Origin of the sequence: Gordonia sp. PS3, assembly GCF_041950545.1 — a bacterium.
Lineage (GTDB): Bacteria > Actinomycetota > Actinomycetes > Mycobacteriales > Mycobacteriaceae > Gordonia > Gordonia sihwensis.
The window spans coordinates 2,721,252-2,744,383 of record NZ_CP169524.1; the positions used below are offsets into that span (position 1 = coordinate 2,721,252).

The window sequence follows — 23,132 nt, forward strand, 5'->3', positions numbered from 1 at the left end:
TAAGCCCACCCTCTGACAACCGTCAACGGAGCAGGAAACACCCGCCACACGCGAGAATCTGCGTCCCTTCAGTCGCAACAGCGACCGTCGGTGCACCATGCTCTACCATTCGGATCCATGCAGTCCCGAGCCCTTCCATTCGCCGTCATCGCCGCCGCCGTCACCGGAATCGCGGTCACGGCGCTGCCGTGGTTCGACCTGCGCCGACTGGGCATGGACGCCTCATGGAACGGACTCGGAATCGGCACCGTGAGCCAGAGCGACCTCGGCGTGGCACCGGCCGGCCGCGGCTGGCTGATCGTCGCTGCATGCGCGCTGGCCGCCCTCGCCGGAATCGTCGCACTGCTGCCCGCCGCGAAAGCCCAGAACATCGGCCGAGTCCTGGCCGGAGTCGCCGCCGTCGGATCCACTGCCGCCGCCTTCGTCCCCATAGCGGTGTGGATCTGGCCGTCCTGGTACTTCGCCGGATTCCTCGACGGACTCGGATTGAGTGACGCCCAGGAGCTCGTCACCGTCAGCAAAGCGATCCTCATCGGACTGATCGTGATACTGCTGATCCTGGCCGCACTGTGCGGCGCACTCTTCATCGACCGCAGCGAACAGAACCTGATCGACGACTCCGGCGCCTGACCCGGCCCGCTTCCTGGCGGTACCTCGATTCCGCACGCAGCGACCGCAGCCGCAGACCCGATCCGAACCTGATCAGAACAACGTCAGATCTGGCGAGGGAGCCGTCCCCGCCGGCGGAAGCACCGACGGTTCGGCCGGATTCACACTCTCCGACTCCGGGTCACTGCCCAGATCGTACTTCTCCACGAGCGGCGTCATCCGTGCCCGGAGACCGAGCGCATACTCCGCCGACACGAAGCTCCGTCGGCCGTAGAGGGAGCGGTACCTGCGCACCAGCGCAGGGTGCTCATTTCCCAGCCAGCCGAGGAAGTCAGCACCGTCGTCACCGCCCAACTGCAGCGGAGACACCGACACCCGGGCGGCACCCGCGGCCGACAACGCCGCGAGGAGTTCGTCGAGCTGCGCCGTGCCGTCGGCGAGCAGCGGCGGCAGCGGCGCGATCCGAATATGCGGCGCGAGTCCCGCCTCCGACAGCCGCGCCACCATGTCCAGTCGCGCCCGTGGCGACGACGCCGAAGGATCGACCCGCGCCGACAGTCCCGGATCGAGGGTGGCCAGTGAGATCGACACCGTCACCGGCACCGCCCGCCCGATCAACCGCAGCAACGGCAGATCGCGCAGCAGCAGCGTCGACGCGGTGTAGAGAGCGATCGGCGTCTGCGACTCCGACAGGACCGACAGGACCTGAGGCATCATCCGGTAGTGCTCTTCCACCGGATGGTAGGGATCCTCGACCACTCCGATCGCCACGGTGTCGCGACGCCACGACCGACGCCGCAGCTCCCTCCGGAGCACCGCCGGGGCGTTCATCTTCACCTGCATCGCCTCGCCCGACCGCCGCAGAGCCGAGGCCGCGAAGGAGTGCCGATGACTCCGGTCGCCGGTGACCGATTCCAGCACTGTCCGCGCCAGCACCTCGTGCACCCGGACGCCCGGCGCCTCCGGGATCATGGTCGATCGCATGAAGTCGCCGCACACCAGTTCGGTCAGTGCTGCCATGCCACCTATCCGAACATACGTGCGATGGACTCGTCAAGGGCCGGCGCGCACAGTGAGTGCGGCCCCGATCGCCGTCACCGCCTGCGGCTATCATCGGGCCATGACCTCTCCTGCCACACCCGGCCCGTCGTATCTGGTGGCCGGACGCTACCGGCTGATCCGAAGGATCGGACACGGCGGCATGGGTGCGGTGTGGCTGGCGCACGATCAACTCCTCGACCGCGAGGTGGCGGTGAAACAGGTCCTGACCACCAGCGGGATGGACGAATCAGTCGCCGAGACCTCCCGGGCCCGAGCGCTGCGTGAGGGCCGGTTGGCAGCTCGGCTCTCGCACCGGAACGCCGTTGCGATGCACGACGTCGCGCTCGATCGCAACGAGCCGTGGCTGGTGATGGAGTACCTGCCGAGCCACAGCGTGGCCGATGTCCTGCACGAGAACGGGACGATCGATCCGGTCGAGGCCGCGCAGATCTGCGCGCAGGTGGCCGACGCCATCGCCGAAGCGCACGCCTCCGGCATCGTCCACCGCGACATCAAGCCGGCCAACATCCTGATCGCGAACACCGGCCGCAACGTCGGCCTGGTCAAGATCACCGACTTCGGCATCTCCCGCGCGAAGGACGACGTCTCCATCACTCAGACCGGTGTCGTGACCGGCACGCCCGCGTATTTCGCACCGGAAGTGGCCCGAGGCGATGAACCGGGCGAGGCCTCGGACGTCTACTCGCTGGGGTCCACCCTGTACACGATGATCGAGGGGCGTCCCCCGTTCGGCAGCGAGGACAATTACATCGCCACGCTGCACCGGGTGGCGCTCGGTCAGATCAATCCGATCACCCGGGCGGGCGCGCTCTCGCCGATCCTCCTGCGGCTGCTGGAGCCGAATCCCGCCAATCGGCCGACGATGGCCCAGGCCCGAGATCTGCTCGCCAAGTACGCTGCCGACACCCTCGGCACCACCGACAACGTGCTCACCGGGCTGGTGGCGACCAAACCGCTGTCGGCGCGGAACCGGTCGGCCACACTGCCCCCGATCAGCGGTCAATCCACATCGCAACCGTCCACTCCGCAGACGTCCGCCCCGCAGACGCACTCGGCCCCGGACACGTCGCAGGGCTCGGCGCCCCACAACCCGACTCAGGTCGCCTCCGGTTATTACGCGCCGCGAACCACGCCGGAACCGGTGCCCTACGCTCCCACGCAGTATTCGTCGGCGCCGGGCCTGTACACGCCCCCGCCCACCTACTACCAGCAGCAGGGGCCGAGCAGTCACGCCGGTCTCGCGGCCGCTGTCTTCGCCGTATTCGCACTGCTCACCGCGATCGCCGCGGGCATCATCATCCTGGTGATGTGACCGGCGCCCGCCTCATCCGATCTGGCGGTTCACCGCCCAGCGGGTGAGGGCGTTGCGGTTGGACTGCTGCGTCTTGCGCAGCACGTTCGACGCGTGAGTCTCCACCGTCTTCACCGAGATGAACAGTTCCTCCGCGATCTCCCGGTAGGTGTAGCCGCGCGCGAGCAGGCGCAGCACCTCCATCTCGCGGCGGGTCAGCGAATCGAGTTCGGGATCGAGCTGCGGTTCGGGCACCGGCGACCGCCCGGTGAAGGAGTCGAGGACGAATCCGGCCAGTCGCGGACTGAACACCGCGTCGCCCTCGGCGACGCGACGGACCGCGTCGGCCAGTTCGGTGCCGTCGATGGTCTTGGTGACGTACCCCCGCGCACCGGCGCGGATGGTGGCGATGACATCGGTGGCGGCGTCGGAGACGCTCAGTGCGAGGAACACCGGCGCCTCCGAACCCAGCGCGTCGGTCACCCCGCGGAGCACCGCGACACCTCCGCCGCCCGGCATGTGGACGTCGAGCAGCACCACGTCGGGACGCGCCTGGACGATGCCCGCGACCGCTTCGGGAACGTTGCCCGCGTCGCCGACCACCTCGAGTCCGGCCTCGCCGGCGAGCTCGGTGCGCACCCCCGAGCGGAACACCCCGTGGTCGTCGACCAGGAACACCCGGTAGGTCTTGTCGGCGGTCATGAGAACTCCTGTGTCCGTTGAGTTTCCGAATCGATGGACGCCGACGGCCCGTGCCGCCGGCCACGCGGCAGCATCAGCGCCACATTGGTACCACGGCCCGGTGTCGAGGTGATCCGCACCGACCCTCCCACACGCTCCATGCGCGCGTGGATCGACCGCGCGATGCCCTGGCGGTCCTGGCTCACCGCGTCGGGATCGAACCCCTTGCCGCGGTCGCGGACGAAGACCTCGACGTGGTCGTCGTCCACCTCGCAGTAGACGTCCACCTTGTCGGCGCCGGAGTGCTTGGCGGCGTTCACCAATGCCTCACGAGCGGCCGCGACCACCGCCTGCAATCCGTTGGAGACCGTCTCGTCGCGCAGTTCGTCGGGAGTCACGTCGCCGACCGTCACCGTCTCGATCTCGACACCGTACGCGTCCTCCACCTCCGCCGAGACCGCCGAGACGGCCGCGGCGAGCGACTCGCGCCTGCGCGCCTGGTCGCCGAAGAGCCACTGCCGCAGCTCGCGCTCCTGGCGACGGGCGAGCTGTGCGACGGCGTCGGGCTGGTCGGCGCGCTTCTGGATCAGCGCGAGCGTCTGAAGAACCGAGTCGTGCAGGTGCGAGGCGATCTCCTCGCGTTCCTGGTTCCGGATCCGCGCGGCACGCTCGGCGTTCAGCGTCCGCCACATCCGCATCCACAGGGGGATGGTCAGCAACAGCACGCCGAACAGGGTCCCGAGGACCGCGAGCAGGGTCGGGTTCATTCCGGCCAGCGCGGTGTCCGGGGCGGTCACCAGCACCACCAGTCCTCCGACCACGAGGACGGCGCCGGCGGCCAGTCGGAGCCACGTCACCACGCCCCCGCGCGAGGAGACGCCGGTGACGTCCACCTCGCGCCACACCAGCGCCGCACCGCCGAGTACCACCACCAGTGCCAGCAGCGTGGACGCCGGCGCGCTCGAGGCTGCGAAACCGTTGAGCAGCAAGGCGACCACGCCGATGACGATCAACCCCTGCGCCTGCCGGCGCTCCCGAGGAGCGGGCCGCTCCACGTCGGTGCCCGTCGGACAGAAGAACCACAGCAGTCCGTAGGCGGCCACGCCCGCCCCCGCCAGCGCGGCGAGCACGACGAAGACCACGCGGACGCGGAAGACGTCGACGCCCAGGTGGTCGGCGATGCCGCCGCACACTCCGCCCACGACCTTGCCGCCGTTGCGCCGGCGCACACGGTCGACTTGCGGGGTCTGCGTCACGTGAGTCATTGATTCGATAGTGGCACGAACCGGACCGCGTGCACATCAGGGAGCATCTCAGGGTTTAACCCGATTTGCCTCGCTGATCAGGCGTCCAAGATTGACTGCATGGACACCAAGACTCTGATCGACATCTGGAACACCCGGCCGGTCCGCCGCCGGACCGGAAAGTCCGTCGGCGGCGTCTGCACCGGCATCGGTCTGCGCTACCGGGTCGATCCGACGCTGGTGAAGGTCGCATTCGTCGTCGCGGCGTTGTTCGGGGGCAGCGGAATCCTGCTCTACATCGCCGCGCTGATCGCTCTTCCCGCCGAAGACGAGACGGCACCCCGCAAGATCCATCAGTCGCATCGCGCACATCACCGCGTTCGGCACGACATGCCCTGGTACTGGATCGTGGTCGCCGTCATCGCGGTCATCGTCTTCAGCAACATGGGCTCGTCGCCGTTCTGGGGCACCAGCGGACTGCTCGGACTCGTGCTGATGCTGGGCGGCTGGTGGCTGCTCTATCAGCGCACCCCGACCGCGCCCGCCGGAACCAGCGCGGATCAGCTGAGGCCGTCCGACGGATCGACGACCGCGACGCCCGCGCCGACGCTCATCGCGGACGAGGTGGTCACGCACGACGTTCTCGCCGACACCGCCGTCCGGCCCGCGTCCGAGACGATCCCGTTCGCGGCCGCTGAACCGCCGGCGCCCGCCCCGCCCGACGCACCGCCGTCGTGGGATCCGCTCGGGACCGCGAGGTTCGCCTGGGATCTGCCGGAACCGACACCGCCCGAGCCGCCCGTGGTGAAGCCTCCCCGGTCTCCGTTGACGTCGGTCTTCGCCGGTCTCGCCCTCATCGCCGCGACCGTCGGCACCGCCGCCCGCGTACTCGACGACGTCGAGTGGTTCACCGTGGGCCGGATCGCCGGACTCGCGCTGGCGGTGCTGGGTGTCGGCATGGCGATCGACGCGCTGCAGCGCAGGCAGAGCAATACGCGCGCGGCCGGACTGGTGCCGCTCGCCATCATCGTCGGCGTCGTGGCAGTCACCGCCACCGCGTTCTCCGGCGATCGGCCGGCCTTCGCCTCCGGCGGGATCGGCGACCGGTCGTGGCATCCGCGCAGCGCCGAGCAGCTCAGCGACACCTACCAGCTGACCATCGGCACCACCAGCCTCGACCTCCGCGATCTCGGCGGACTCGACCACGACCGGACCATCGAGATCCACCAGGGCATCGGCGATATGACGGTCTGGCTGCCCGACGACATCCGCGTCAAGACCGAGTGCAGCACAGTGGTCGGTGATCAGACGTGCCCCGACGGGATCGTCAACCCCGACGCCAAGACACCGACGCTGACGGTGAAGGCGAACCTCAACCTCGGAACCGTGGAGATGAAGCAATGATCGACGAGACTCCCGACCAGACCGGCACCGCCGAACCCGAGCGCCACCGCTCAGTGGTGATGGGTCTCTCGGCGCTGGTGACCCTCCTGGTGGCCGCCTGGTGCCTGGCCGACGGCCCCTTCCTCCTCGACACGACCTACCTGCCCTGGGCACTGCTCGCGATCGGAATCGTGGTCGGCGTCGGCCTGATCGCGAGCGGATTCCGAAGAAAGTAGGACCCTCGCCGTCTGCCCAGGCTCGTCGAGCCGCACCGGAGCGCAGCGACGGAGCGAGTCGAGACCACCCACCGCCACCGGCCCAGGCCCGTCGAACCGTCCCTCGCCGTCCACCACAGGCTCGTCGAGCCGCACCGGAACGAAGCGCTACCACAGGCTCGTCGAGCCGCACCGGAGCGCAGCGACGGAGCGAGTCGAGACCACCCACCGCCACACACCACCCGCCCCGAAACCACCGAGTGCCGCCCACATCCAGATGCGGGCGGCACTCGGCGCGGTTCAGTGGGAGGTCACTCCCATTCGATCGTGCCCGGCGGCTTGCTCGTCACGTCGAGCACCACGCGGTTCACGTCCGGGACCTCGTTGGTGATGCGGGTCGAGATTGTCTCCAGGACCTCGTACGGCACGCGCGTCCAGTCGGCGGTCATCGCGTCTTCGCTCGACACCGGGCGCAGCACGATCGGGTGGCCGTACGTACGACCGTCGCCCTGCACCCCGACGCTGCGGACGTCGGCCAGCAGGACCACCGGGCACTGCCAGATCTGGCCGTCGAGGCCGGCGGACGTCAGTTCCTCGCGCGCGATCAGGTCCGCCTTGCGCAGCAGTTCGAGCCGGTCCTTGGTGACCGATCCGACGATGCGGATCGCGAGACCGGGGCCCGGGAACGGCTGTCGTGCGACGATCTCCTCCGGCAGGCCGAGTTCACGGCCGACGGCACGGACCTCGTCCTTGAAGAGCAGGCGCAGCGGTTCGACGAGCTTGAACTCAAGGTCTTCCGGCAGGCCGCCGACGTTGTGGTGACTCTTGATGTTCGCGGTGCCGCTGCCGCCACCGGATTCGACGACGTCCGGGTACAGGGTGCCCTGAACGAGGAACTCGACCTTCTTGCCCGCGGCGGCCTGGTCGCCCAGCACCTCCGACACCGCGCCCTCGAAGGAGCGGATGAACTCGCGGCCGATGATCTTGCGTTTGGTCTCCGGATCGGAGACGCCGTCGAGGTGGCCGAGAAAGACGTCCTCGGCGTCCACCGTCACCAGCCGCGCGCCCGTCGCCGCGACGAAGTCGGTCTGCACCTGCTCGCGTTCACCGGCGCGCAGCAGTCCGTGGTCGACGAAAACACAGGTCAGACGGTCGCCGATCGCGCGCTGCACCAGTGCTGCCGCCACCGCCGAGTCGACGCCGCCGGACAGTCCGCAGATCGCGAGACCCTCGTCGCCGACCTGCTCCCGGATGTCGGCGATGAGCGCCTCGGCGATGTTCGCCGCGGTCCACGTCGGCGTGAGGTTCGCGATCTCGTAGAGGAAGCGGGTCAGCACTTCCTGGCCGTGCGGGCTGTGCAGGACCTCCGGATGGTATTGCACGCCGGCCATCTGCCGCTCCGCGCACTCGAACGCGGCGACCGGCGCGCCCGGCGTGGACGCGGTGACGGTGAAGCCCTCCGGGGCCACCTGCACGGCGTCGTTGTGGCTCATCCACACCGGCTGCGACTCCGGCAGTCCGCGGTGCAGTTTGCCGCCGTCGGCGACCGTGAGCGTTGTCCGGCCGAACTCGCGTCCGCCGGTGTTCGCGACGGTGCCGCCGAGAGCGGCCGTCATCTTCTGGAATCCGTAGCAGATGCCGAATACCGGAACGCCGAGGTCGAAGAGCTTCTCATCGATGGTCGGCGCATCGTCGGCGTACACCGACGCCGGTCCGCCCGACAGGATCAGCGCGGCCGGATTCTTGGCCTTGATCTCTTCCAGCGTCGCGTCGTGCGCGATCACTTCCGAGTAGATGCGGGCCTCGCGAACGCGGCGAGCGATCAGCTGCGCGTACTGGGCTCCGAAGTCGACGACGAGTACGGGACGCGGGTGGTCGGGGGATGTTTCCGTCACGACGTGAAGTCTATCTTGCGCGCGATCGTCGCTGGTGGTCCGGACCAGCGAGGCAGTTCGGGAGCCCTGCGGCGACCGTGGCGGTCGACTAGAATGATCGGATCGCGGTTTCTCGACTGGACGATGGAAGTCCGGAAGCGAGTTCCCCGCGTAGCTAGTTTGGAAGACTAGGACGCTTTGTGTTCCCCGCGAATGTGTTCCCCGCGAGCGGGGATGGCCCATGGTCGAACTCGGGAACGACGGCGTGGGTGCCGTGCTCCCCGCGCGAGCGGGGATGGTCCGTCTGCCACCGAGTACGGATCCACAGCGCCGCTACCCCACCGCTGTGACCCGCACGCGCCCACCCCACCCGTTTTCGTTCCCGCACCACGCTCCCGCCCAGCCCGCAATAGGTATCTGTGCCACCCGCCAAATACCCTTGAGCCTGTGACGCATCTTTCCTCCGACACCGAAGGCCGCCGCTCGCGCTGGTCGCTGACCATCGCCGACCTGGCTCAGGCCGCCGTCTTCGCCGCGCTCATCGCGGTCCTCGGCCTCCCCGGGCAGATCAATCTCGCCGGCGGAGTCCCGATCACCCTGCAGACGCTCGGCGTGATGCTGGCGGGGGCGGTACTCGGACCGAAGAAGGGCACGCTCGCGGTCGTCATCTTCATGGTGCTGGCCATCGCCGGCCTGCCGATCCTGGCGGGCGGACGCACCGGCATGGTGGCGCTCGGCTCCCCGACCGCAGGCTACTTCGTCGGCTTCCTGCCCGCGGTGATCGTGATCGGCCTGCTCACCGCGCTGATGATGCCGAAGTACAACATCGTGGCGGGCATCGTGATCAACCTCTTCGGCGGCGTCCTGATCATCTACGCGTGCGGCATCGTGGGCCTGCTCCTGCGCACCGACATGTCGCTGGGCGCGGCCATCGCCACCAACGGATCCTTCGTCGCCGGCGACGTGCTCAAGGCGCTCGTGACCGCTCTCGTCGCGGCCCCCGTGCATCGCGGCCGTCCCGGTCTCATCGCGCCGCTGCGGCCGTCGTTCCTCCGCCGTGCCTGAGCCCGCCCCGTCGTCGATCGTCTTCGACGGCGTCGAGCACGCCTTCGGCGACCGCGTGGTACTGCGCGGAGTGGACCTGGCCATCTCGCAACGCCGCGTCGGCATCGTCGGCGCCAACGGCAGCGGCAAGTCGACGCTGGCACGGATGATCAACGGGCTCGTCCTCCCCGACCGCGGGACGGTCACGGTCAACGGGCTCGACGTCCGCAAGAACAAGCGCAGGGTCCGGCGCGACGTCGGCTTCATCTTCTCCGATCCGGACCGGCAGATCATCATGCCGACCGTGGCCGAGGACATCGAGCTCTCGCTCTCGCGCATCGTCTCCGACAAGGCCCAGCGTCGCGCCCGGGCGCGCGAGGTACTCGCCGACTTCGGCCTCGACGGCCACGCCGACCAGCCCGCGCATCAGCTCTCCGGCGGCCAGAAGCAACTGCTCGCGCTCGCCGCAGTGATGGTGGTCGGACCGACCATTCTGGTGGCCGACGAGCCCACCACCATGCTCGACCTCCGCAACGCGCTCATGCTCCGGAGAGTGTTCGCCGACCTCGCAGAACAGCTGATCGTACTGACGCACGACCTCGACATGCTCGACGACTTCGACCGCGTGCTCGTCCTCGACGACGGCCGGGTGGTGGCCGACGACGAACCGGCCCCCGCACTCGCCTTCTACCGCGACCTGATGAGCCGATGATCGGCGTCTACGTCCCCGGCCGCTCCCTGCTGCACCGGCTCCCGGCGGGGTTCAAGATCGTCGCGCTGATGGCGTCGATCATCACGCTCGCCGTGGTGGTCCGAACACCGATCGCCGCCGGGATCGCCCTGGCGGTCACCGTCGCGACGTTCGCCCTCGCCTGGATTCCGCCCCGCCACGCCTGGTCGCAGGTCAAGGGCGTGGTCTGGGTACTGGCGGCGCTCTTCGTCTTCCAGTGGATCATCACCGACGCCGCGCGAGCCTTCGTGGTGTGCGCGGTCCTGCTCGCCTCGGTGGGGCTGGCCGCCGTCGTCACACTCACCACCCGGACCACCGACATGCTCGACGCGATCATCACCGGCCTCTCGCCGTTGCGCCGGCTCGGCGTGCGGACCGACCTCATCGCCATGGCGTTCGCGCTCACCATCCGCAGCATCCCACTGATCGCCGAAGTGCTCGCCCAGGTGGACGAGGCGCGTCGCGCCCGCGGACTGCGCGCCGGCCCGCGCGTTCTCCTGGCACCGACGGTGCTCGCCGCCCTGCAGACGGCCGACGGCTTCGCCGAGACCCTCGCCGCACGCGGAATGGACTGACGAGCAGCCCTTCCCCGATCTGTCGGTCACCGCGGTCTGTTAGCCTTCAATCAGACGGCTTGACGACTTCAAGGAGGATGCGGTGGACCCCTTCCCGCACCTGTCGCGCGCCCTCTTCGCCCACTCGGTGTACTTCCTCACCGATCACTGTCAGTAGGGCTCATCGCACCGTGCCGTCCCGTTCTCAGGGTCGGCACCTGAGCACCGGATCCAGGCCATCAGTGTCTGCAAACCGACCCTCACGGACCCATTTCGCAAAGGAAAAGTCATGTCTCCCACCATTTTCGACGACGTCACCGCTCTCATGGGCCGCACCCCGCTGGTGCGCCTCAACCGCATCACCGACGGCGTGGACGCCACGATCCTGGCCAAGCTGGAGTATTACAACCCCACCAACTCCGTGAAAGACCGCATCGGCGTGGCGATCGTCGACGCCGCCGAAGCCTCCGGAGAACTGCCCGCGGGCGGCACGATCATCGAGGCCACCAGCGGCAACACCGGCATCGCACTGGCGATGGTCGGCGCGGCGCGCGGCTACAACGTCGTCCTGACGATGCCCGAGTCGATGTCGAAGGAACGCCGCGCCCTGCTCCGCGCCTTCGGCGCCGAACTCGTCCTGACCCCGGCCGCCGAAGGCATGGCCGGCGCCGTCAACGCCGCGGAGAAGATCGCCGCCGAGCGCCGCGGTTCGGTCCTCGCCCGCCAGTTCGCCAACGAGGCCAACGCCGAGATCCACCGTCGCACCACCGCCGAGGAGATCTGGAACGACACCGACGGCGCGGTCGACGCCGTAGTGGCCGGCATCGGCACCGGCGGCACGATCACCGGTATCGGCCAGGTCATCAAGAAGCGCAAGCCCGAGATCAAGATCTACGCCGTCGAACCCGCCGAGTCGCCGATCCTCAACGGCGGCGCGCCCGGACCGCACAAGATCCAGGGCCTGGGCGCCAACTTCGTCCCCGAGGTACTCGACACCACCGTGTACGACGAGGTCATCGACGTCGACGTCGACACCGCCGTGAAGTGGGCCCGCCGGGCGGCCACCGAGGAGGGCCTGCTCGTCGGCATCTCGTCCGGTGCCGCGCTGGCCGCCGCCGTCGACGTCGCCAAGCGTCCGGAGCTCAAGGGCAAGACCATCGTCGTCGTGCTCCCCGACTTCGGCGAGCGCTACCTGTCGACGCTGCTCTTCGAAGGGCTGGTCGACTGATGTCCGAGCCGGTTCCGCTACTGCGCCTGCTGCGCGAAGATCTGCGCGTCGCGCAGGAGCGGGATCCGGCGGCCCGGTCGATGATCGAGGTCGCACTCGCCTACCCGGGAGTCCATGCACTCTGGTTCCACCGGGTGGCTCACCGACTGTGGAACTCCGGCGGGGCGGCGCGTCTACCCGCGCGCCTGCTCTCGCAGTTGGGCCGGTTCGTCACGGGCATCGAGATCCATCCCGGCGCGAGGCTCGGCCGCCGCATGTTCATCGACCACGGCATGGGTGTGGTGATCGGCGAGACCGCCGAGGTCGGCGAGGACGTCGTGATGTTCCACGGATCCACCCTCGGCGGCGTCAGCATGTCGAAGGGCAAACGTCATCCCACCGTCGGCGACCGCGTGCTGATCGGCGCCGGCGCCAAGGTCCTCGGTCCCATCACGCTCGGTGACGACGCGAAGATCGGCGCCAATGCCGTTGTGGTGCACGATGTTCCGGCCGGATTCGTCGCAGTGGGCGTCGCCGCGACGACACGGGCGGCCGGCGCACCGGTGCACGACCCGTACGCCGACCCGGCGATCTACATCTGATTCTTCCTGCTCAAACGCTTATGCCGTTCTCCGTGACCCGATTCGAGTCACGGAGAACGGCATAAGCGTTCAGATCGGTCAGGCCTTCTCCACCGGGGTGATCGGCAAGCGCAGCGCGCCGGGCGCGTCCGCCGGAACCACCGGCGCCTTCGGCGCCACCGGAGTCAGCCGCCGGTAAACGTCGCCCTGTGCGGGACGCGGGTCGGCCTCACCCTTGTTCGGCCACAGGGAGATCGCACGCTCGGCCTGCGCGCAGATCGACAGCGACGGGTTCACGCCGAGGTTCGCGGTGATCGCCGCGCCGTCGGTGATGTGCAGCGTCGGGTAGTTCCAGACGCGGTGGTAGGGGTCGATGACGCCGGTGGCCGGGTCGTCGGAGATGACGCATCCGCCGAGGTAGTGCGCGGTGAGCGGCATGTTGAAGATGTCGCCCCAGGTGCCGCCCGCCAGTCCGCCGGGCAGCTTGGCCGCGATCCGGCGGGTCGCCTCGTTGCCCTCCGGAATCCAGGTCGGATTCGGCTCGCCGATGCCCTGCTTGCTCGTCACGTACTTGAACGGACCGCGCTTGCGGACGAAGGTCGTCAGCGAGTTGTTGTTGTTCTGCATCACGAGCGCGATCACCGTCCGCTCGCTCCACTTGCGGACGAAGAACAGCCGCAGCAGCATCAGCGGGTTGGTGACGGCGTTCTTGAGGAACTGGCCGAGCCGGTTGGGAACGCTGCCGCCATCGGTGAGCAGCGTCTGCAGGTAGGCCATCGCGTTGCTGCCCTTGCCGTACCGCACCGGCTCGATGTGAGTGTTGGACGTGGGGTGGAACGACGAGGTGATCGCGACGCCCTCGGTGAAGTCGCGGCTCGAATCGTACGACCGCGCCTGCGCCCCGAGGATGGATTCGGAATTGGTGCGTGTCAGCACGCCCATCGCGTCCGAGAGCCTCGGCAGGGTCGAGCCCTTGGCGCGATGCATGATCTTCTGCGTATTGAACGTGCCCGCGGCGACGATCACCTGGTCGGCGGTGAACTGCCGCCGCCGGGCGCCGAACGGGCCCCAGGACGACGACCCGTGCGCCGACACCAGCCATGAGCCGTCGGCCCGCTGCTCCAGGCGATCGACGGTGGTCCGGTCGATGATCGTCGCGCCGTTCCGCTCGGCCAGACCGAGGTAGTTCTTCATCAGCGTGTTCTTGGCGCCGACGCGGCAGCCGGTCATGCACGCGCCGCACTCGGTGCAGGCGGTGCGTTCGGGACCCGCGCCGCCGAAGTAGGGGTCGGGCACCGTCTCACCCGGGGCGCCCTCGCCGCCGGTCTTGGCTCCGAAGAAGACGCCGACCGGGGTGGAGGTGAAGGTGTCGCCGACCCCCATCTCGTCGGCCACCTCCTTCATGATGCGGTCCGAGTTGGTGAACGTCGGGTTGGTCACCACACCGAGCATCCGGCGAGCCTGCTCGTAATGGGGCGTCAGCTCCGATTCCCAGTCAGTGATGTGGTTCCACTGGGGATCGGTGAAGAACGGTGTGGGCGGCTTGTAGAGCGTGTTGGCGTAGTTCAGCGATCCGCCGCCGACGCCGGCGCCGGCGAGAACCATGACGTCCTTGAGCATGTGGACGCGCTGGATGCCCATCAAACCGAACTTCGGCGCCCAGACGAATCGGTTGAGACGCCAACTCGTCTTGGCGAACTGGTCGTCCTCGAAGCGGCGACCGGCTTCGACGATGCCGACGCGATATCCCTTCTCGATGAGGCGGAGCGCACTGACGCTGCCGCCGAATCCGGAACCGATGATGAGGACGTCGAAATCAGTCTGCGCCATAGCCGACCATACTAATGATCATTGTCTCATTATCGAAAGCCAGTGTAGGCTACGCTAACTCCTGGTCTCGGTGAATCCGAGCACGGTCGGCGTGACGAAACGAGCGATCACTGCGCGCTCTCGCTCCGGCGACCCTTCTGGCACCGCGAGCAGCGACACGATCACCCGGACCACCCATCGCGCCGCCTCTCCCCCGTCCTCACCGCCGGCGCCGAGGAAGGCCGTCGCCACCGTCTCGATGAACTCCGACGACAGCGCCAGTTCACCGGCCACCCCCGCACCCGCCGCGGTGAACCAGGCGGCCAGCGCGGGATCCCGGCGGACCTCCGTCAGCGCCACGATGATCGACTCGGTCAGCCGGTCCGCAGGCTCCGGTCGGTCGGAGACGGTCTCGGCCACCACGGCGCCGATACGGCGAGCGACCCGTTCGATGTACGCCAGCTGCAACTGGCGCCGGCCGTCGAAATAGCGGTACAGGGTCGCCCGGGAACACCCCACCGCGGCGGCGATGTCCCCCATCGAGGCGTTGGCCCCCTTCGTGGCGAACACCTCGCCCGCGATCTCGAGGATCGCGTCCTGTACGGCGGGCCGCCGGGTGCCGCGCATCCAATCCGCCCCGCGCACTCGGAGATCCTAATCGTCGGTCATGCCGAGAACGGTACCGAGACCGGTCGCCGCACATAGTTTCCGGACGCCCATTCGATTCCGTCGACGTCGACGTGGAAGTCCGGGCACCGCGCGAGCAGTTCTTCGAGCGCCACCCGCGCCTGCATCCGTGCGGCGGCGGCGCCGAGGCAGTGGTGGGATCCGTGGCTGAAGGCGAGGATGTTCGCGGGGTCGCGGCGGACGTCCAGGTCGGCGGCGTCCTCCCCGTACATGCGTTCGTCACGGTTGGCCGACGCGTAGCAGAGCAGCACCTTGCGGCCCGCCGGGATCGTCACCCCCTCGACCTCGACGTCGCGCGTCGCCGTACGGGCCAGCCCCTGCACCGGCGAGGTCAGCCGCAGCAGTTCGTTGATGGCCGACGGCAGCAGTTCCGGTTCTCGACGAAGAATCGCACGCTGATCCGGATACATGGTCAGCAGCGCCGACGAGCCGCCCAGCATGCCGGTGGTCGTGTCGTTTCCGCCGGCGACCATCGTGAAGGCGAACGCCAGCACCGACAGGACGCCCGACTGGTCCGCCGGGTCGTCGGTCAGGCCGGCGGCCACCAGATGCGACACCGTGTCGTCGCCGGGACTGCGCTTGCGGAATTCGATGAGGTCGGCGAAGTACGCCATCAGTCCCATCACCGCCTCCGACGCCGATTCGACGGCCGAGGCCATGTCGGCGCCCGGGTTGGCCGCGACGATCGCGTCGGTCCACGCGTCGAACTGTCCGCGATCGGACTCCGGCACGCCGAGGTAGTGGGCGACGACCATGCTCGGCAGCGGTTTGAACAGGTCCGCGGCGATGTCTCCGCCGCCGCGGGAGGCAAGGTCGTCGAGCCGCTCGATCACGAACTCGCGAACCTCGGGCTCCAACGTCGTCACCTGTCTCGGCGTGAAGCCGCGCGCCACGAGGCGACGGAAGGCGGTGTGCCGCGGCGGATCCTGCATCACCATCGGCGGGTTGTCCTGCAGGCCGATGCTCTCCAGTTCGCCGTACGCCACGGTCAATCCGCGCGCCGAGGAGAAGGTCTCCCAGTCCCGCGCGGCGGCCATCACGTCGGCATGGCGAGTGAGGACGTAGTAGTCCGCCGCCGGATCCCCCTCGGGCACCACGCGATGGACGGGGTCGCGGTCGCGCAGGAGCGCGTACATCTCGAACGGATCGCGCCAGGACGGACCCGACCGCAAGGTGAACTCCGGAGACAGATCGTTCTTCATGTCCCGACTATGAGACAGTTCTCACATATTGTCAACGACGAACGATGGCCTCCGCCTCCCGCCCGCGTCAGCGTGACGGGTTCGTCGCCGCCCCGTCGAGCCACAGCGTGTCGCCGGCATCGCGGTGCGGGCCGGACGTCCCGACGTGTTTCGCGCTGATCTTCGGCCCCTTGGTGATGACGTGGACCAGCGCCATGCCGTGTCCACGGCCGAGCCCGTACTCGTCCTTCAGCCATTCGAGAATCGGCCCGGCCTTGGTGCCCGGGCCGAAACCGCGTTCGGCTGCCTGCTCGACGAGTTCGCGTGGGGTGTGCCCGGTCTTGATCTCGATGGTGTCGAGGTATGCCTGGAATGACATGACGGTTCTCCTGTCGTCGGATGCTGTCACCAGTATTGACAGCCGCCGGCACCGAAACTGATCGGTATCAGCCCGAAACGACTCAGGACTGTTCACGACCATGTCGCAGACCAAGAGAGCCGAGACCCCGGTACTCCGGGGTCTCGGCTCACCGAGTGGGCGACGCCTGGCGTCGCGAGGTCAGGCTCGGACCGAGAGGCCGACCTTCTGGAACTCCTTGAGATCGGAGTAACCCGCCTTCGCCATGGACCGGCGGAGGCCGCCGACCAGGTTCAGCAGGCCGTCCGGATCGTCGGACGGTCCGTTCAGCACGGTCTCGAGGGAAGGCCGCTCCTCGTCGATCGCCACCTGCAGCAACGCACCGCGCGGAGTGTCGGGGTGCGCCGCAGCCGACGGCCAGAACCAGCCGCGGCCCGGAGCGGTGTCGGCGGCGGCGAGCGGTGTGCCCAGCACCGCGGCGTCGGCACCGCACGCGATCGCCTTGGCGAGGTCGCCCGAAGTGTGGATGTCGCCGTCGGCGATCACGTGCACATAGCGTCCACCGGTCTCGTCGAGGTAGTCGCGACGGGCCGCGGCCGCGTCGGCGATCGCGGTCGCCATCGGGACCCCGATGCCGAGGACCTCACCGGTCGTGGTGGATCCCTCCGTGGAGCCGTATCCGACGATGACGCCCGCGGCGCCGGTACGCATCAGATGCAGTGCCGTGCGGTGGTCGTGCACGCCTCCGGCGATCACCGGGATGTCGAGGTCGGAGATGAAGGTCTTCAGGTTGAGCGGTTCGGCGACGAGTCCGTCCTCGTGGCCGCGGTCGACCAGCACCACGTGCTCGGCGGAGATGATCGTGCCGTGCACCACCAGAATCTCGGCGCCCGCCTTGATCAGCGCGGGTGTCAGTTCGGGGGCGTGCTGGGGGCTCACCCGGACCGCCGTGGTGACACCGGCCTCCCGCACCCGGGCGACAGCCTGCGACAGCAGGTCGAGGTTGATCGGGGCGCGATGGAGCTCCTGCAGGCGACGGATCGCCGCGGACGGGTCCGGATTCTTCTCCGCGATCTCGACCAGCTCGGCGATCTTGTCCTCGACGTGCTCGTGGCGGGCCCAGAGGCCTTCGCCGTTCAGCACGCCGAGCGCACCGAGCTTCCCCATCGCGATGGCCGACTCCGGCGAGCCGAGCGCATCGGTCGGATGGTTCAGGATCGGCGATTCGAAGCGGTATGCATCGATCTGCCATGCGGTCGAGACGTTCTTCGACGACCGCGTCCGCCGGGACGGGATGATCGAGATGTCTTCCAGTTCGTACGTTCGGCGAGCCGTCCGGCCCATGCCGAATTCGACGAGGTCACGCACCATTGCGCCTTTCTAGTGGAAACTCAGGCGAGCGGGGTTGCGGCGGTCGCGCCGCAAACCGGCTCAGCGTGCATAGTAGTTGGGCGCCTCGGCGGTGAGGGTGATGTCATGCGGGTGCGACTCCTTGAGACCCGCCGCGGTGATCTGCACGAACTGCGCGTTCTGCAGGTCGGCGATGGTCTGCGACCCCGTGTAGCCCATGGCCGCGCGGAGGCCGCCGGTGAGCTGATGGATCACCTGCGACAGCGGTCCGCGGAACGGCACCCGACCTTCGATGCCCTCGGGGACCAGCTTGTCCTCGGCGAGCACGTCGTCCTGGAAGTAGCGGTCCTTGGAGTACGACTTGCCCTGGCCACGCCCCTGCATCGCACCCAGCGAGCCCATGCCGCGGTAGCTCTTGAACTGCTTGCCGTTGACGAGGATCAACTCACCCGGCGACTCCTCGGTACCCGCCAACAGCGAGCCGAGCATGGCGGTCGAGGCACCGGCGGCCAGCGCCTTGGCGACATCGCCCGAGTACTGCAGACCGCCGTCGGCGATCACCGGGACATCGGCCGCCTTGCACGCGGCGACGGCCTCGAGGAGCGCGGTGATCTGGGGCGCGCCGACGCCTGCGACGACGCGGGTGGTGCAGATGGAGCCGGGGCCGACGCCGACCTTGACCGCGTCGACGCCCGCGTCGATGAGCGCCTGCGCACCCGACCGAGTCGCGACGTTGCCGCCGATCAGCTGGACGCGGCCGCCGACCTCCGCCTTGAGCTTGGCGATCATCTCGAGCACCCCGCGCGAGTGGCCGTGGGCGCTGTCGACCACGAGCACGTCGACGCCGACCTCGGCGAGGGCGAGCGCGCGATTCCACGCCTCGTCGCCCGCTCCGACGGCCGCGCCGACCAGCAGCCGGCCGTCGGCGTCCTTGGTGGCGTCGGGGTGCTGCTCGGTCTTCACGAAGTCCTTGACCGTGATCAGTCCGGTCAGCTTGCCGTTGCCGTCGACGATCGGCAGTTTCTCGATCTTGTGCCTGCGCAGCAGACCGAGCGCCGCCTCGGCGGAGACGCCCTCGGACGCGGTGATCAGCGGCGCGGGAGTCATCACCTCGGACACCGGCCGCGTCTCGTCGGCCTCGAAGCGCATGTCGCGGTTGGTGATGATGCCGACCAGATCGCCGGAAGCGTCGACGACGGGCAGACCCGAGATCCGGTACCGCGCACACATCGCGTCGACCTCGGCGAGCGTGTTGGTCGGCAGACAGGTGACCGGGTTGGTGACCATGCCCGCTTCCGAGCGCTTCACGGTCTCGACGGCGGCGGCCTGCGCCTCGATCGAGAGGTTGCGGTGCAGCACGCCCATACCGCCGGCGCGCGCCATCGCGATCGCCATCCGGGCCTCGGTGACGGTGTCCATCGCCGAACTGACGAGCGGGACCCGGAGGGTGATCTCCCGGGTCAGCCTGGACGAGGTGTCCACGGCGTTCGGGACGACATCCGACGCCGCCGGGAGCAGCAGTACGTCGTCGAAGGTGAGGCCGAGCATTGCGACCTTGTCGGGATCATCTCCACCAGTGCGAACCTGCGTCATCTGCACATCGTATCCGCTGTGGATTGAGGAAGCCTGTCCGCCCGGTTATCGGCTACGGTGGAGGACGTGCATGACCAGTTCCCCGGACTCCCGCCGGACCCCTTCGCCGATGACCCGAACGACCCTGCGTCGGCCCTGGACGCGCTCGACCCGGGAATCCCTCTTGACGAGGGTGAACGCACCGCGGTGGAAGAGGATCTCGCCGACCTCGATGTATACGAACGCCTCCTCGCGCCGCGCGGTGTGCGGGGCCTGGTAGTGATGTGCGAGGACTGTCGCGAAGATCACTACCACGACTGGGACATGTTGCGCTCCAATCTGCGCCAATTGCTCGTGGACGGCACGGTCCGACCGCACGAGCCCGCAGTGGATCCCGAGCCCGACGACTACGTCACCTGGGATTACTGCCGCGGGTACGCCGACGCCTCACTGCGCTATCACGAACGCTACTGATCCGCAGGGGAACGAACTCCGAACACACGAGAGGGACCGTGATCGTCGATCACGGTCCCTCTCGCTGTTCGGACTACCTCGCGGCCCGTCGGGTCAGCGGATGCTCTCCGACGGCGCGGTGGTCGTCACCGACGCCGACGCCGTCGCCGACGACGTGGTGGTCGTCGGCTTGTCCGTGTCCGTCTTGCTCGTGGACGGTTCCTGCGTGGTCGACGGCGCGGTGCTCGGGCTGCTCGAACCGCTGGAGGAGCCCGGCGGCTTCAGCATCACGGTCGGGTCCGGGACGTCGGGGCTGGTGGCGGAGGTCGGCAACGGCAGCGACGGCAGGGACGACAGCGGCGGAATCAGCGCACTCGGGTCCTGCCTGCGCACGTCCTCGATCAGGCTGCGCAGTTGATCGGCCTCGGACTTGTCCTTGAGCGGGCCGATGTCCTTCTCGGCCTTCGCGATCAATTCGCGGGCCTTGACGGTGTCGCCCGCGGCGAGCGCCTTCTTGGCCTCGGCGATGTTCTGCTCGGCGTTCATCCGCGACTGCGTCTGCTGCGCCTGCTCGGAGAACACCACCTGCTTCACCGACCACAGCGGATCGCCGGGCTGCGATCCCTCCGACAGCACGAGCAGGCCGGCACCGGCGACCGCCAGGATGGCGGCGGCACCCGAGACCACCCGGAGCCTGCGCGCCAGTCCGCCGCGACGCTCCCGCTCGTTGGCCCGAGCGATGGCCGTCTCGATGTCGGCGATCGTCGGCGTGCTCGGAACCGGCCCGGCCAACGACTCCGCGCGCCACTGCGCGAGCAGACCGGCGAGCCGGTACTCGGCGTCGTCGCCGATCCGGGCGGCCCTGCCTGCCGCGAGATCGTCGATGAATTCGTCGTCGTGGTGCACCGCGCCCACGTCGATGGGACCGGTAGGCATTTCGTCCTCCGTCATCGACGTTCACCTCCTGGGGTCATGAGTTTCTTGAGCTTGGTGAGCGCCCGATGCTGTGCCACTCGCACCGCTCCCGGGCTGCTGCCGACCATGTCCGCGGTCTCCTCAGCGGAGAGACCGACGACGAGCCGAAGCACCAGAATCTCGCGTTGCTTCTCGGGAAGGGTGCCGAGAAGATCTCGCATCTGCCTCGAGGCATCTGATTCGAGGGCAGCCTGTTCCGGCCCGTTCGAGAAGTCGAGCGAGTCGGGGACGTCTTCTACCGGATCTGACTTCACGCGGGCCGCCGAACGCATCGCGTCGGCGACCTTGTGCGAGGCGATGCCATATACGAACGCCATGAAGGGACGCCCCTGGTCTTCGTACCGGGGCAACGCCGTCATCACCGCCATCAACACCTCCTGAGCCACGTCGTCAGCGGAGAACAAGTGTCGTTCTCCGGCACCGATTCGTCCTCGGCAGTAGCGCAGGACTGGTTCCCGCACACTGTCGAGCACTGAGGTCAGCGCAGCGCGGTCACCATCGGCCGCCGCACGGACCGCCTGGCCCAACGCATCACCTGTAAGTTTCATCGCCGCTTAGGTGCCCGGGTGTTACGCATTCGGGAGACTACTGACCGCGGTGCGCCGTGTGGTTCGCCTAGATCAGTCATCAATCAAGCGTACCGAGCCGCGTGCGCCGAACCCGCCAAGGGCGCGAAGCCCATGCCCAGGCCGATGAGTTTCTCCTGGATGGCGGCCGCCGCCCGGCTCTGCTCGTTCCGGTCGGCGGCGAACGAGGCGAGCATGCTGCGTGCTGCCCACTCCAGCGGCGCCAGTCCGGCCGCCGCGCAGTCGCCTGCGACGTTCCGTGCAGTCTGCGCCGCCGCCTCGACCCGGCCCGAGGCCGCGTCGGCGGCAGCGGCGATCAGTGCGGTCTTGAGCCGATGGCGCACCGACGGTGCCCCGGCGGACAACTCGAGCGCCCGCGCCGCGAGGTCCGCGGCGTCGGACCGGCCGGTGTACAGGGCCAGTTCGGTACGCACCCACGCCAGGCGCAGTGCCGGACGGCCGTCGAGCACCCAGTTCCCGCGGGCCGCCGTCGATACTGTGCCCGCCGATTCTGCCGCCGCGCGTTCCAGGAGCCGGGCCGAGCCGGCGAAGTCGCCGATCCCCAACCCGTCCGCGGCCAGCCCGACGAGGGCGTCCACTCGAGCGACGGCGGCCCAGCGGCTCTCCTCCGCTCCCGCGCTCACCGCGACGCGCAGTGCCGCACCGTCATCGGCTCGCGCGTACCCGTGACCCCCGGCCTGCCGCGTGAGCGACGCGCGAGTCGCCAGTGCCAGTGCGGTGACCCCGGCGCCGGTGGCCGGATCGGCGAGCAGGTCGGCGATCAGCGCACGCGCCGCGGCGGCCCTGCCGAGCGCTCCGAGCCGAACCGCACGCGCCCAGCGATCGCCCCCCGGCGGACAGTCCGGCGGTGCGTCGACGCCGAATGCGTCGTTCCACTGATCCGACATTCGCAATTCACCTTTCACTACCGGCGCCTGCGCGCAGAATGAAGATTTCATTTCGACTAACAAAAGATGATCACGTGGAAGCAGAATTGCCGCAGTCGACAACTCCCGTTATCTCCGACGTAACCTTCGTACGATTGCAGTCCATCCTCCCACCGAGGCGCCGCGCCGTTCGACCGGCCCAGCGCCTCCGCCCTCGATCAACAAAATCGCAGGTAAAGGGCGACATAGAGTCGGAGTATCCGTCGCCCGCCGAGACCGCCATGGTCCCCGTCACGTCACCGGGCGTTCACTTGTTCGCTTTTAATCGCAGTGATTCGAGACCGGAGAACGAGTTGACTCGCTTTTCCGGACGCACATACCGTGAGCGTCGTAGGTAAGAGCGTTTCTCATTCAGGAGCGAAGATTGACGACCACAATCGACAGACTGCCCGGCCCCAACTCCGACTTCTGGGACTGGCAGATGCAAGGCAGATGCCGAGGGCTCGAATCGTCGGTCTTCTTTCACCCCGAGGGTGAGCGCGGCCAGGCGCGGATGCAGCGCGAACGGCGTGCCAAGCAGGTCTGCGCCGACTGCCCCGTGTTGCAGCAGTGTCGTGCGCACGCCCTGCGTGTGGACGAGCCGTACGGGATCTGGGGCGGCCTCACCGAGTCCGAGCGGAATCTGATGCGGCGACGCAATCCCCGGCGCCTGGCCGGCTGAGCGTCCCGGGGCGCGGTCGCTGTGCGAGAACCCGAACGCCCCGGACATCGAGCCTCAGACAGCGATCAGCCCCGGTTGAGATCGAACTCAACCGGGGC

At 68.6% G+C, this 23,132-nt stretch carries 24 protein-coding genes; 11 read left to right on the plus strand and 13 right to left on the minus strand.

Annotation, left to right across the window (positions count from 1 at the left end; genetic code table 11):
* The first annotated feature begins 117 nt into the window (after positions 1 to 117).
* Complete coding sequence (locus tag ACE11G_RS12550; protein ID WP_006897212.1) at positions 118 to 630, plus strand: hypothetical protein; 513 nt, start codon at positions 118 to 120, stop codon at positions 628 to 630.
* A gap of 72 nt (positions 631 to 702) precedes the next feature.
* Here the strand turns inward: ACE11G_RS12550 and ACE11G_RS12555 are convergent, their stop codons facing one another.
* Positions 703 to 1,629, minus strand: a complete 927-nt coding sequence (locus ACE11G_RS12555) for a sam dependent methyltransferase (RefSeq protein ID WP_222111010.1) — start codon at positions 1,627 to 1,629, stop codon at positions 703 to 705.
* Between the two features lie 100 nt (positions 1,630 to 1,729).
* Between ACE11G_RS12555 and ACE11G_RS12560 the strand changes: the two genes are divergently transcribed.
* Positions 1,730 to 2,983, plus strand: a complete 1,254-nt coding sequence (locus ACE11G_RS12560) for a serine/threonine-protein kinase (protein ID WP_039867732.1) — start codon at positions 1,730 to 1,732, stop codon at positions 2,981 to 2,983.
* A 12-nt stretch (positions 2,984 to 2,995) separates the two neighbouring features.
* Here ACE11G_RS12560 and ACE11G_RS12565 read toward each other — a convergent pair whose 3' ends face one another.
* Positions 2,996 to 3,664, minus strand: a complete 669-nt coding sequence (locus tag ACE11G_RS12565; RefSeq protein WP_006897209.1) for a response regulator transcription factor — start codon at positions 3,662 to 3,664, stop codon at positions 2,996 to 2,998.
* Positions 3,661 to 4,908 carry a sensor histidine kinase gene (locus ACE11G_RS12570; protein ID WP_006897208.1) on the minus strand — a complete coding sequence of 416 codons (1,248 nt, stop codon included), beginning with the start codon at positions 4,906 to 4,908 and terminating at the stop codon, positions 3,661 to 3,663. Before ACE11G_RS12570 ends, ACE11G_RS12565 begins: the two co-directional genes overlap by 4 nt.
* A 99-nt stretch (positions 4,909 to 5,007) precedes the next feature.
* Between ACE11G_RS12570 and ACE11G_RS12575 the strand changes: the two genes are divergently transcribed.
* Positions 5,008 to 6,291 (plus strand): PspC domain-containing protein, encoded by a 1,284-nt coding sequence (locus ACE11G_RS12575; protein ID WP_006897207.1) that lies wholly within the window; start codon positions 5,008 to 5,010, stop codon positions 6,289 to 6,291.
* A complete protein-coding gene (locus ACE11G_RS12580) occupies positions 6,288 to 6,506 on the plus strand; it encodes a hypothetical protein (RefSeq protein ID WP_006897206.1) in 219 nt (72 codons plus the stop codon). The genes ACE11G_RS12575 and ACE11G_RS12580 overlap by 4 nt, the downstream gene beginning before the upstream one ends.
* 290 nt (positions 6,507 to 6,796) lie before the next feature.
* Here the strand turns inward: ACE11G_RS12580 and guaA are convergent, their stop codons facing one another.
* Positions 6,797 to 8,380 carry a glutamine-hydrolyzing GMP synthase gene (guaA, locus tag ACE11G_RS12585; RefSeq protein ID WP_062367099.1) on the minus strand — a complete coding sequence of 528 codons (1,584 nt, stop codon included), beginning with the start codon at positions 8,378 to 8,380 and terminating at the stop codon, positions 6,797 to 6,799.
* A gap of 426 nt (positions 8,381 to 8,806) precedes the next feature.
* Here guaA and ACE11G_RS12590 point away from each other — a divergent pair, with 426 nt between their 5' ends.
* From ACE11G_RS12590 to cysE, 5 genes are all read left to right on the plus strand, one after another.
* Positions 8,807 to 9,424 (plus strand): biotin transporter BioY, encoded by a 618-nt coding sequence (locus ACE11G_RS12590; RefSeq protein WP_006897190.1) that lies wholly within the window; start codon positions 8,807 to 8,809, stop codon positions 9,422 to 9,424.
* On the plus strand, positions 9,417 to 10,115 hold the full coding sequence (locus ACE11G_RS12595; RefSeq protein ID WP_006897189.1) for an energy-coupling factor ABC transporter ATP-binding protein: 699 nt from the start codon (positions 9,417 to 9,419) through the stop codon (positions 10,113 to 10,115). The genes ACE11G_RS12590 and ACE11G_RS12595 overlap by 8 nt, the downstream gene beginning before the upstream one ends.
* Positions 10,112 to 10,708 (plus strand): energy-coupling factor transporter transmembrane protein EcfT, encoded by a 597-nt coding sequence (locus tag ACE11G_RS12600; protein ID WP_006897188.1) that lies wholly within the window; start codon positions 10,112 to 10,114, stop codon positions 10,706 to 10,708. Before ACE11G_RS12595 ends, ACE11G_RS12600 begins: the two co-directional genes overlap by 4 nt.
* 268 nt (positions 10,709 to 10,976) lie before the next feature.
* Positions 10,977 to 11,915: a cysteine synthase A gene (gene cysK / locus ACE11G_RS12605; protein WP_045537792.1), complete on the plus strand. Its 939-nt coding sequence runs from the start codon at positions 10,977 to 10,979 to the stop codon at positions 11,913 to 11,915.
* A complete protein-coding gene (gene cysE, locus ACE11G_RS12610) occupies positions 11,915 to 12,496 on the plus strand; it encodes a serine O-acetyltransferase (RefSeq protein WP_006897186.1) in 582 nt (193 codons plus the stop codon). Before cysK ends, cysE begins: the two co-directional genes overlap by 1 nt.
* Positions 12,497 to 12,574: 78 nt before the next feature.
* On the opposite strand, the gene ACE11G_RS12615 is transcribed toward cysE, so the two are convergent.
* The 6 genes from ACE11G_RS12615 to guaB all read right to left on the minus strand — a co-directional run bounded on the left by ACE11G_RS12615 (position 12,575) and on the right by guaB (position 19,453).
* Positions 12,575 to 14,305 carry a GMC family oxidoreductase N-terminal domain-containing protein gene (locus ACE11G_RS12615; protein WP_375002403.1) on the minus strand — a complete coding sequence of 577 codons (1,731 nt, stop codon included), beginning with the start codon at positions 14,303 to 14,305 and terminating at the stop codon, positions 12,575 to 12,577.
* Between the two features lie 54 nt (positions 14,306 to 14,359).
* The gene (locus tag ACE11G_RS12620; RefSeq protein WP_082781280.1) at positions 14,360 to 14,929 is read right to left on the minus strand and encodes a TetR/AcrR family transcriptional regulator; all 570 of its coding nucleotides are present in this window, start codon (positions 14,927 to 14,929) and stop codon (positions 14,360 to 14,362) included.
* A gap of 20 nt (positions 14,930 to 14,949) precedes the next feature.
* On the minus strand, positions 14,950 to 16,173 hold the full coding sequence (locus tag ACE11G_RS12625; protein ID WP_375002405.1) for a cytochrome P450: 1,224 nt from the start codon (positions 16,171 to 16,173) through the stop codon (positions 14,950 to 14,952).
* A 67-nt stretch (positions 16,174 to 16,240) separates the two neighbouring features.
* On the minus strand, positions 16,241 to 16,531 hold the full coding sequence (locus ACE11G_RS12630; protein ID WP_006897182.1) for a DUF4287 domain-containing protein: 291 nt from the start codon (positions 16,529 to 16,531) through the stop codon (positions 16,241 to 16,243).
* Positions 16,532 to 16,711: 180 nt separating this feature from the next.
* Positions 16,712 to 17,878, minus strand: a complete 1,167-nt coding sequence (locus ACE11G_RS12635) for a GuaB3 family IMP dehydrogenase-related protein (protein WP_039867727.1) — start codon at positions 17,876 to 17,878, stop codon at positions 16,712 to 16,714.
* Positions 17,879 to 17,941: 63 nt separating this feature from the next.
* Positions 17,942 to 19,453 carry an IMP dehydrogenase gene (gene guaB, locus ACE11G_RS12640; RefSeq protein ID WP_375002408.1) on the minus strand — a complete coding sequence of 504 codons (1,512 nt, stop codon included), beginning with the start codon at positions 19,451 to 19,453 and terminating at the stop codon, positions 17,942 to 17,944.
* A gap of 66 nt (positions 19,454 to 19,519) precedes the next feature.
* Between guaB and ACE11G_RS12645 the strand changes: the two genes are divergently transcribed.
* Complete coding sequence (locus ACE11G_RS12645; RefSeq protein WP_039867726.1) at positions 19,520 to 19,906, plus strand: DUF5319 domain-containing protein; 387 nt, start codon at positions 19,520 to 19,522, stop codon at positions 19,904 to 19,906.
* Between the two features lie 93 nt (positions 19,907 to 19,999).
* On the opposite strand, the gene ACE11G_RS12650 is transcribed toward ACE11G_RS12645, so the two are convergent.
* From ACE11G_RS12650 to ACE11G_RS12660, 3 genes are all read right to left on the minus strand, one after another.
* A complete protein-coding gene (locus tag ACE11G_RS12650) occupies positions 20,000 to 20,836 on the minus strand; it encodes an anti-sigma-D factor RsdA (RefSeq protein WP_006897178.1) in 837 nt (278 codons plus the stop codon).
* Complete coding sequence (locus tag ACE11G_RS12655; RefSeq protein ID WP_006897177.1) at positions 20,833 to 21,408, minus strand: sigma-70 family RNA polymerase sigma factor; 576 nt, start codon at positions 21,406 to 21,408, stop codon at positions 20,833 to 20,835. The genes ACE11G_RS12650 and ACE11G_RS12655 overlap by 4 nt, the downstream gene beginning before the upstream one ends.
* A gap of 83 nt (positions 21,409 to 21,491) precedes the next feature.
* Entirely contained in the window at positions 21,492 to 22,334 is an 843-nt protein-coding gene (locus ACE11G_RS12660) for a hypothetical protein (RefSeq protein ID WP_006897176.1), read from the minus strand.
* Between the two features lie 460 nt (positions 22,335 to 22,794).
* On the opposite strand from ACE11G_RS12660, the gene ACE11G_RS12665 reads away from it, so the two are divergent.
* Positions 22,795 to 23,034, plus strand: coding sequence for a WhiB family transcriptional regulator (locus tag ACE11G_RS12665; RefSeq protein ID WP_045540292.1), 240 nt, complete (start codon positions 22,795 to 22,797; stop codon positions 23,032 to 23,034).
* Positions 23,035 to 23,132: the final 98 nt, after the last annotated feature.

What these genes read in the sequence shown, in the direction of transcription:
- ACE11G_RS12555 (WP_222111010.1), bottom strand. Translation starts at nt 1,629, where the DNA reads ATGGCAGCACTGACCGAACTGGTGTGCGGCGACTTCATGCGATCGACC.
- ACE11G_RS12665 (WP_045540292.1), top strand. Translation starts at nt 22,795, where the DNA reads ATGCAAGGCAGATGCCGAGGGCTCGAATCGTCGGTCTTCTTTCACCCC.
- ACE11G_RS12550 (WP_006897212.1), top strand. Translation starts at nt 118, where the DNA reads ATGCAGTCCCGAGCCCTTCCATTCGCCGTCATCGCCGCCGCCGTCACC.
- ACE11G_RS12650 (WP_006897178.1), bottom strand. Translation starts at nt 20,836, where the DNA reads ATGACGGAGGACGAAATGCCTACCGGTCCCATCGACGTGGGCGCGGTG.
- ACE11G_RS12560 (WP_039867732.1), top strand. Translation starts at nt 1,730, where the DNA reads ATGACCTCTCCTGCCACACCCGGCCCGTCGTATCTGGTGGCCGGACGC.
- ACE11G_RS12565 (WP_006897209.1), bottom strand. Translation starts at nt 3,664, where the DNA reads ATGACCGCCGACAAGACCTACCGGGTGTTCCTGGTCGACGACCACGGG.
- ACE11G_RS12615 (WP_375002403.1), bottom strand. Translation starts at nt 14,305, where the DNA reads ATGGCGCAGACTGATTTCGACGTCCTCATCATCGGTTCCGGATTCGGC.
- ACE11G_RS12625 (WP_375002405.1), bottom strand. Translation starts at nt 16,173, where the DNA reads ATGAAGAACGATCTGTCTCCGGAGTTCACCTTGCGGTCGGGTCCGTCC.
- cysK (WP_045537792.1), top strand. Translation starts at nt 10,977, where the DNA reads ATGTCTCCCACCATTTTCGACGACGTCACCGCTCTCATGGGCCGCACC.
- ACE11G_RS12660 (WP_006897176.1), bottom strand. Translation starts at nt 22,334, where the DNA reads ATGTCGGATCAGTGGAACGACGCATTCGGCGTCGACGCACCGCCGGAC.
- ACE11G_RS12575 (WP_006897207.1), top strand. Translation starts at nt 5,008, where the DNA reads ATGGACACCAAGACTCTGATCGACATCTGGAACACCCGGCCGGTCCGC.
- guaB (WP_375002408.1), bottom strand. Translation starts at nt 19,453, where the DNA reads ATGACGCAGGTTCGCACTGGTGGAGATGATCCCGACAAGGTCGCAATG.
- ACE11G_RS12630 (WP_006897182.1), bottom strand. Translation starts at nt 16,531, where the DNA reads ATGTCATTCCAGGCATACCTCGACACCATCGAGATCAAGACCGGGCAC.
- cysE (WP_006897186.1), top strand. Translation starts at nt 11,915, where the DNA reads ATGTCCGAGCCGGTTCCGCTACTGCGCCTGCTGCGCGAAGATCTGCGC.
- ACE11G_RS12655 (WP_006897177.1), bottom strand. Translation starts at nt 21,408, where the DNA reads ATGAAACTTACAGGTGATGCGTTGGGCCAGGCGGTCCGTGCGGCGGCC.
- ACE11G_RS12580 (WP_006897206.1), top strand. Translation starts at nt 6,288, where the DNA reads ATGATCGACGAGACTCCCGACCAGACCGGCACCGCCGAACCCGAGCGC.
- ACE11G_RS12570 (WP_006897208.1), bottom strand. Translation starts at nt 4,908, where the DNA reads ATGACTCACGTGACGCAGACCCCGCAAGTCGACCGTGTGCGCCGGCGC.
- ACE11G_RS12600 (WP_006897188.1), top strand. Translation starts at nt 10,112, where the DNA reads ATGATCGGCGTCTACGTCCCCGGCCGCTCCCTGCTGCACCGGCTCCCG.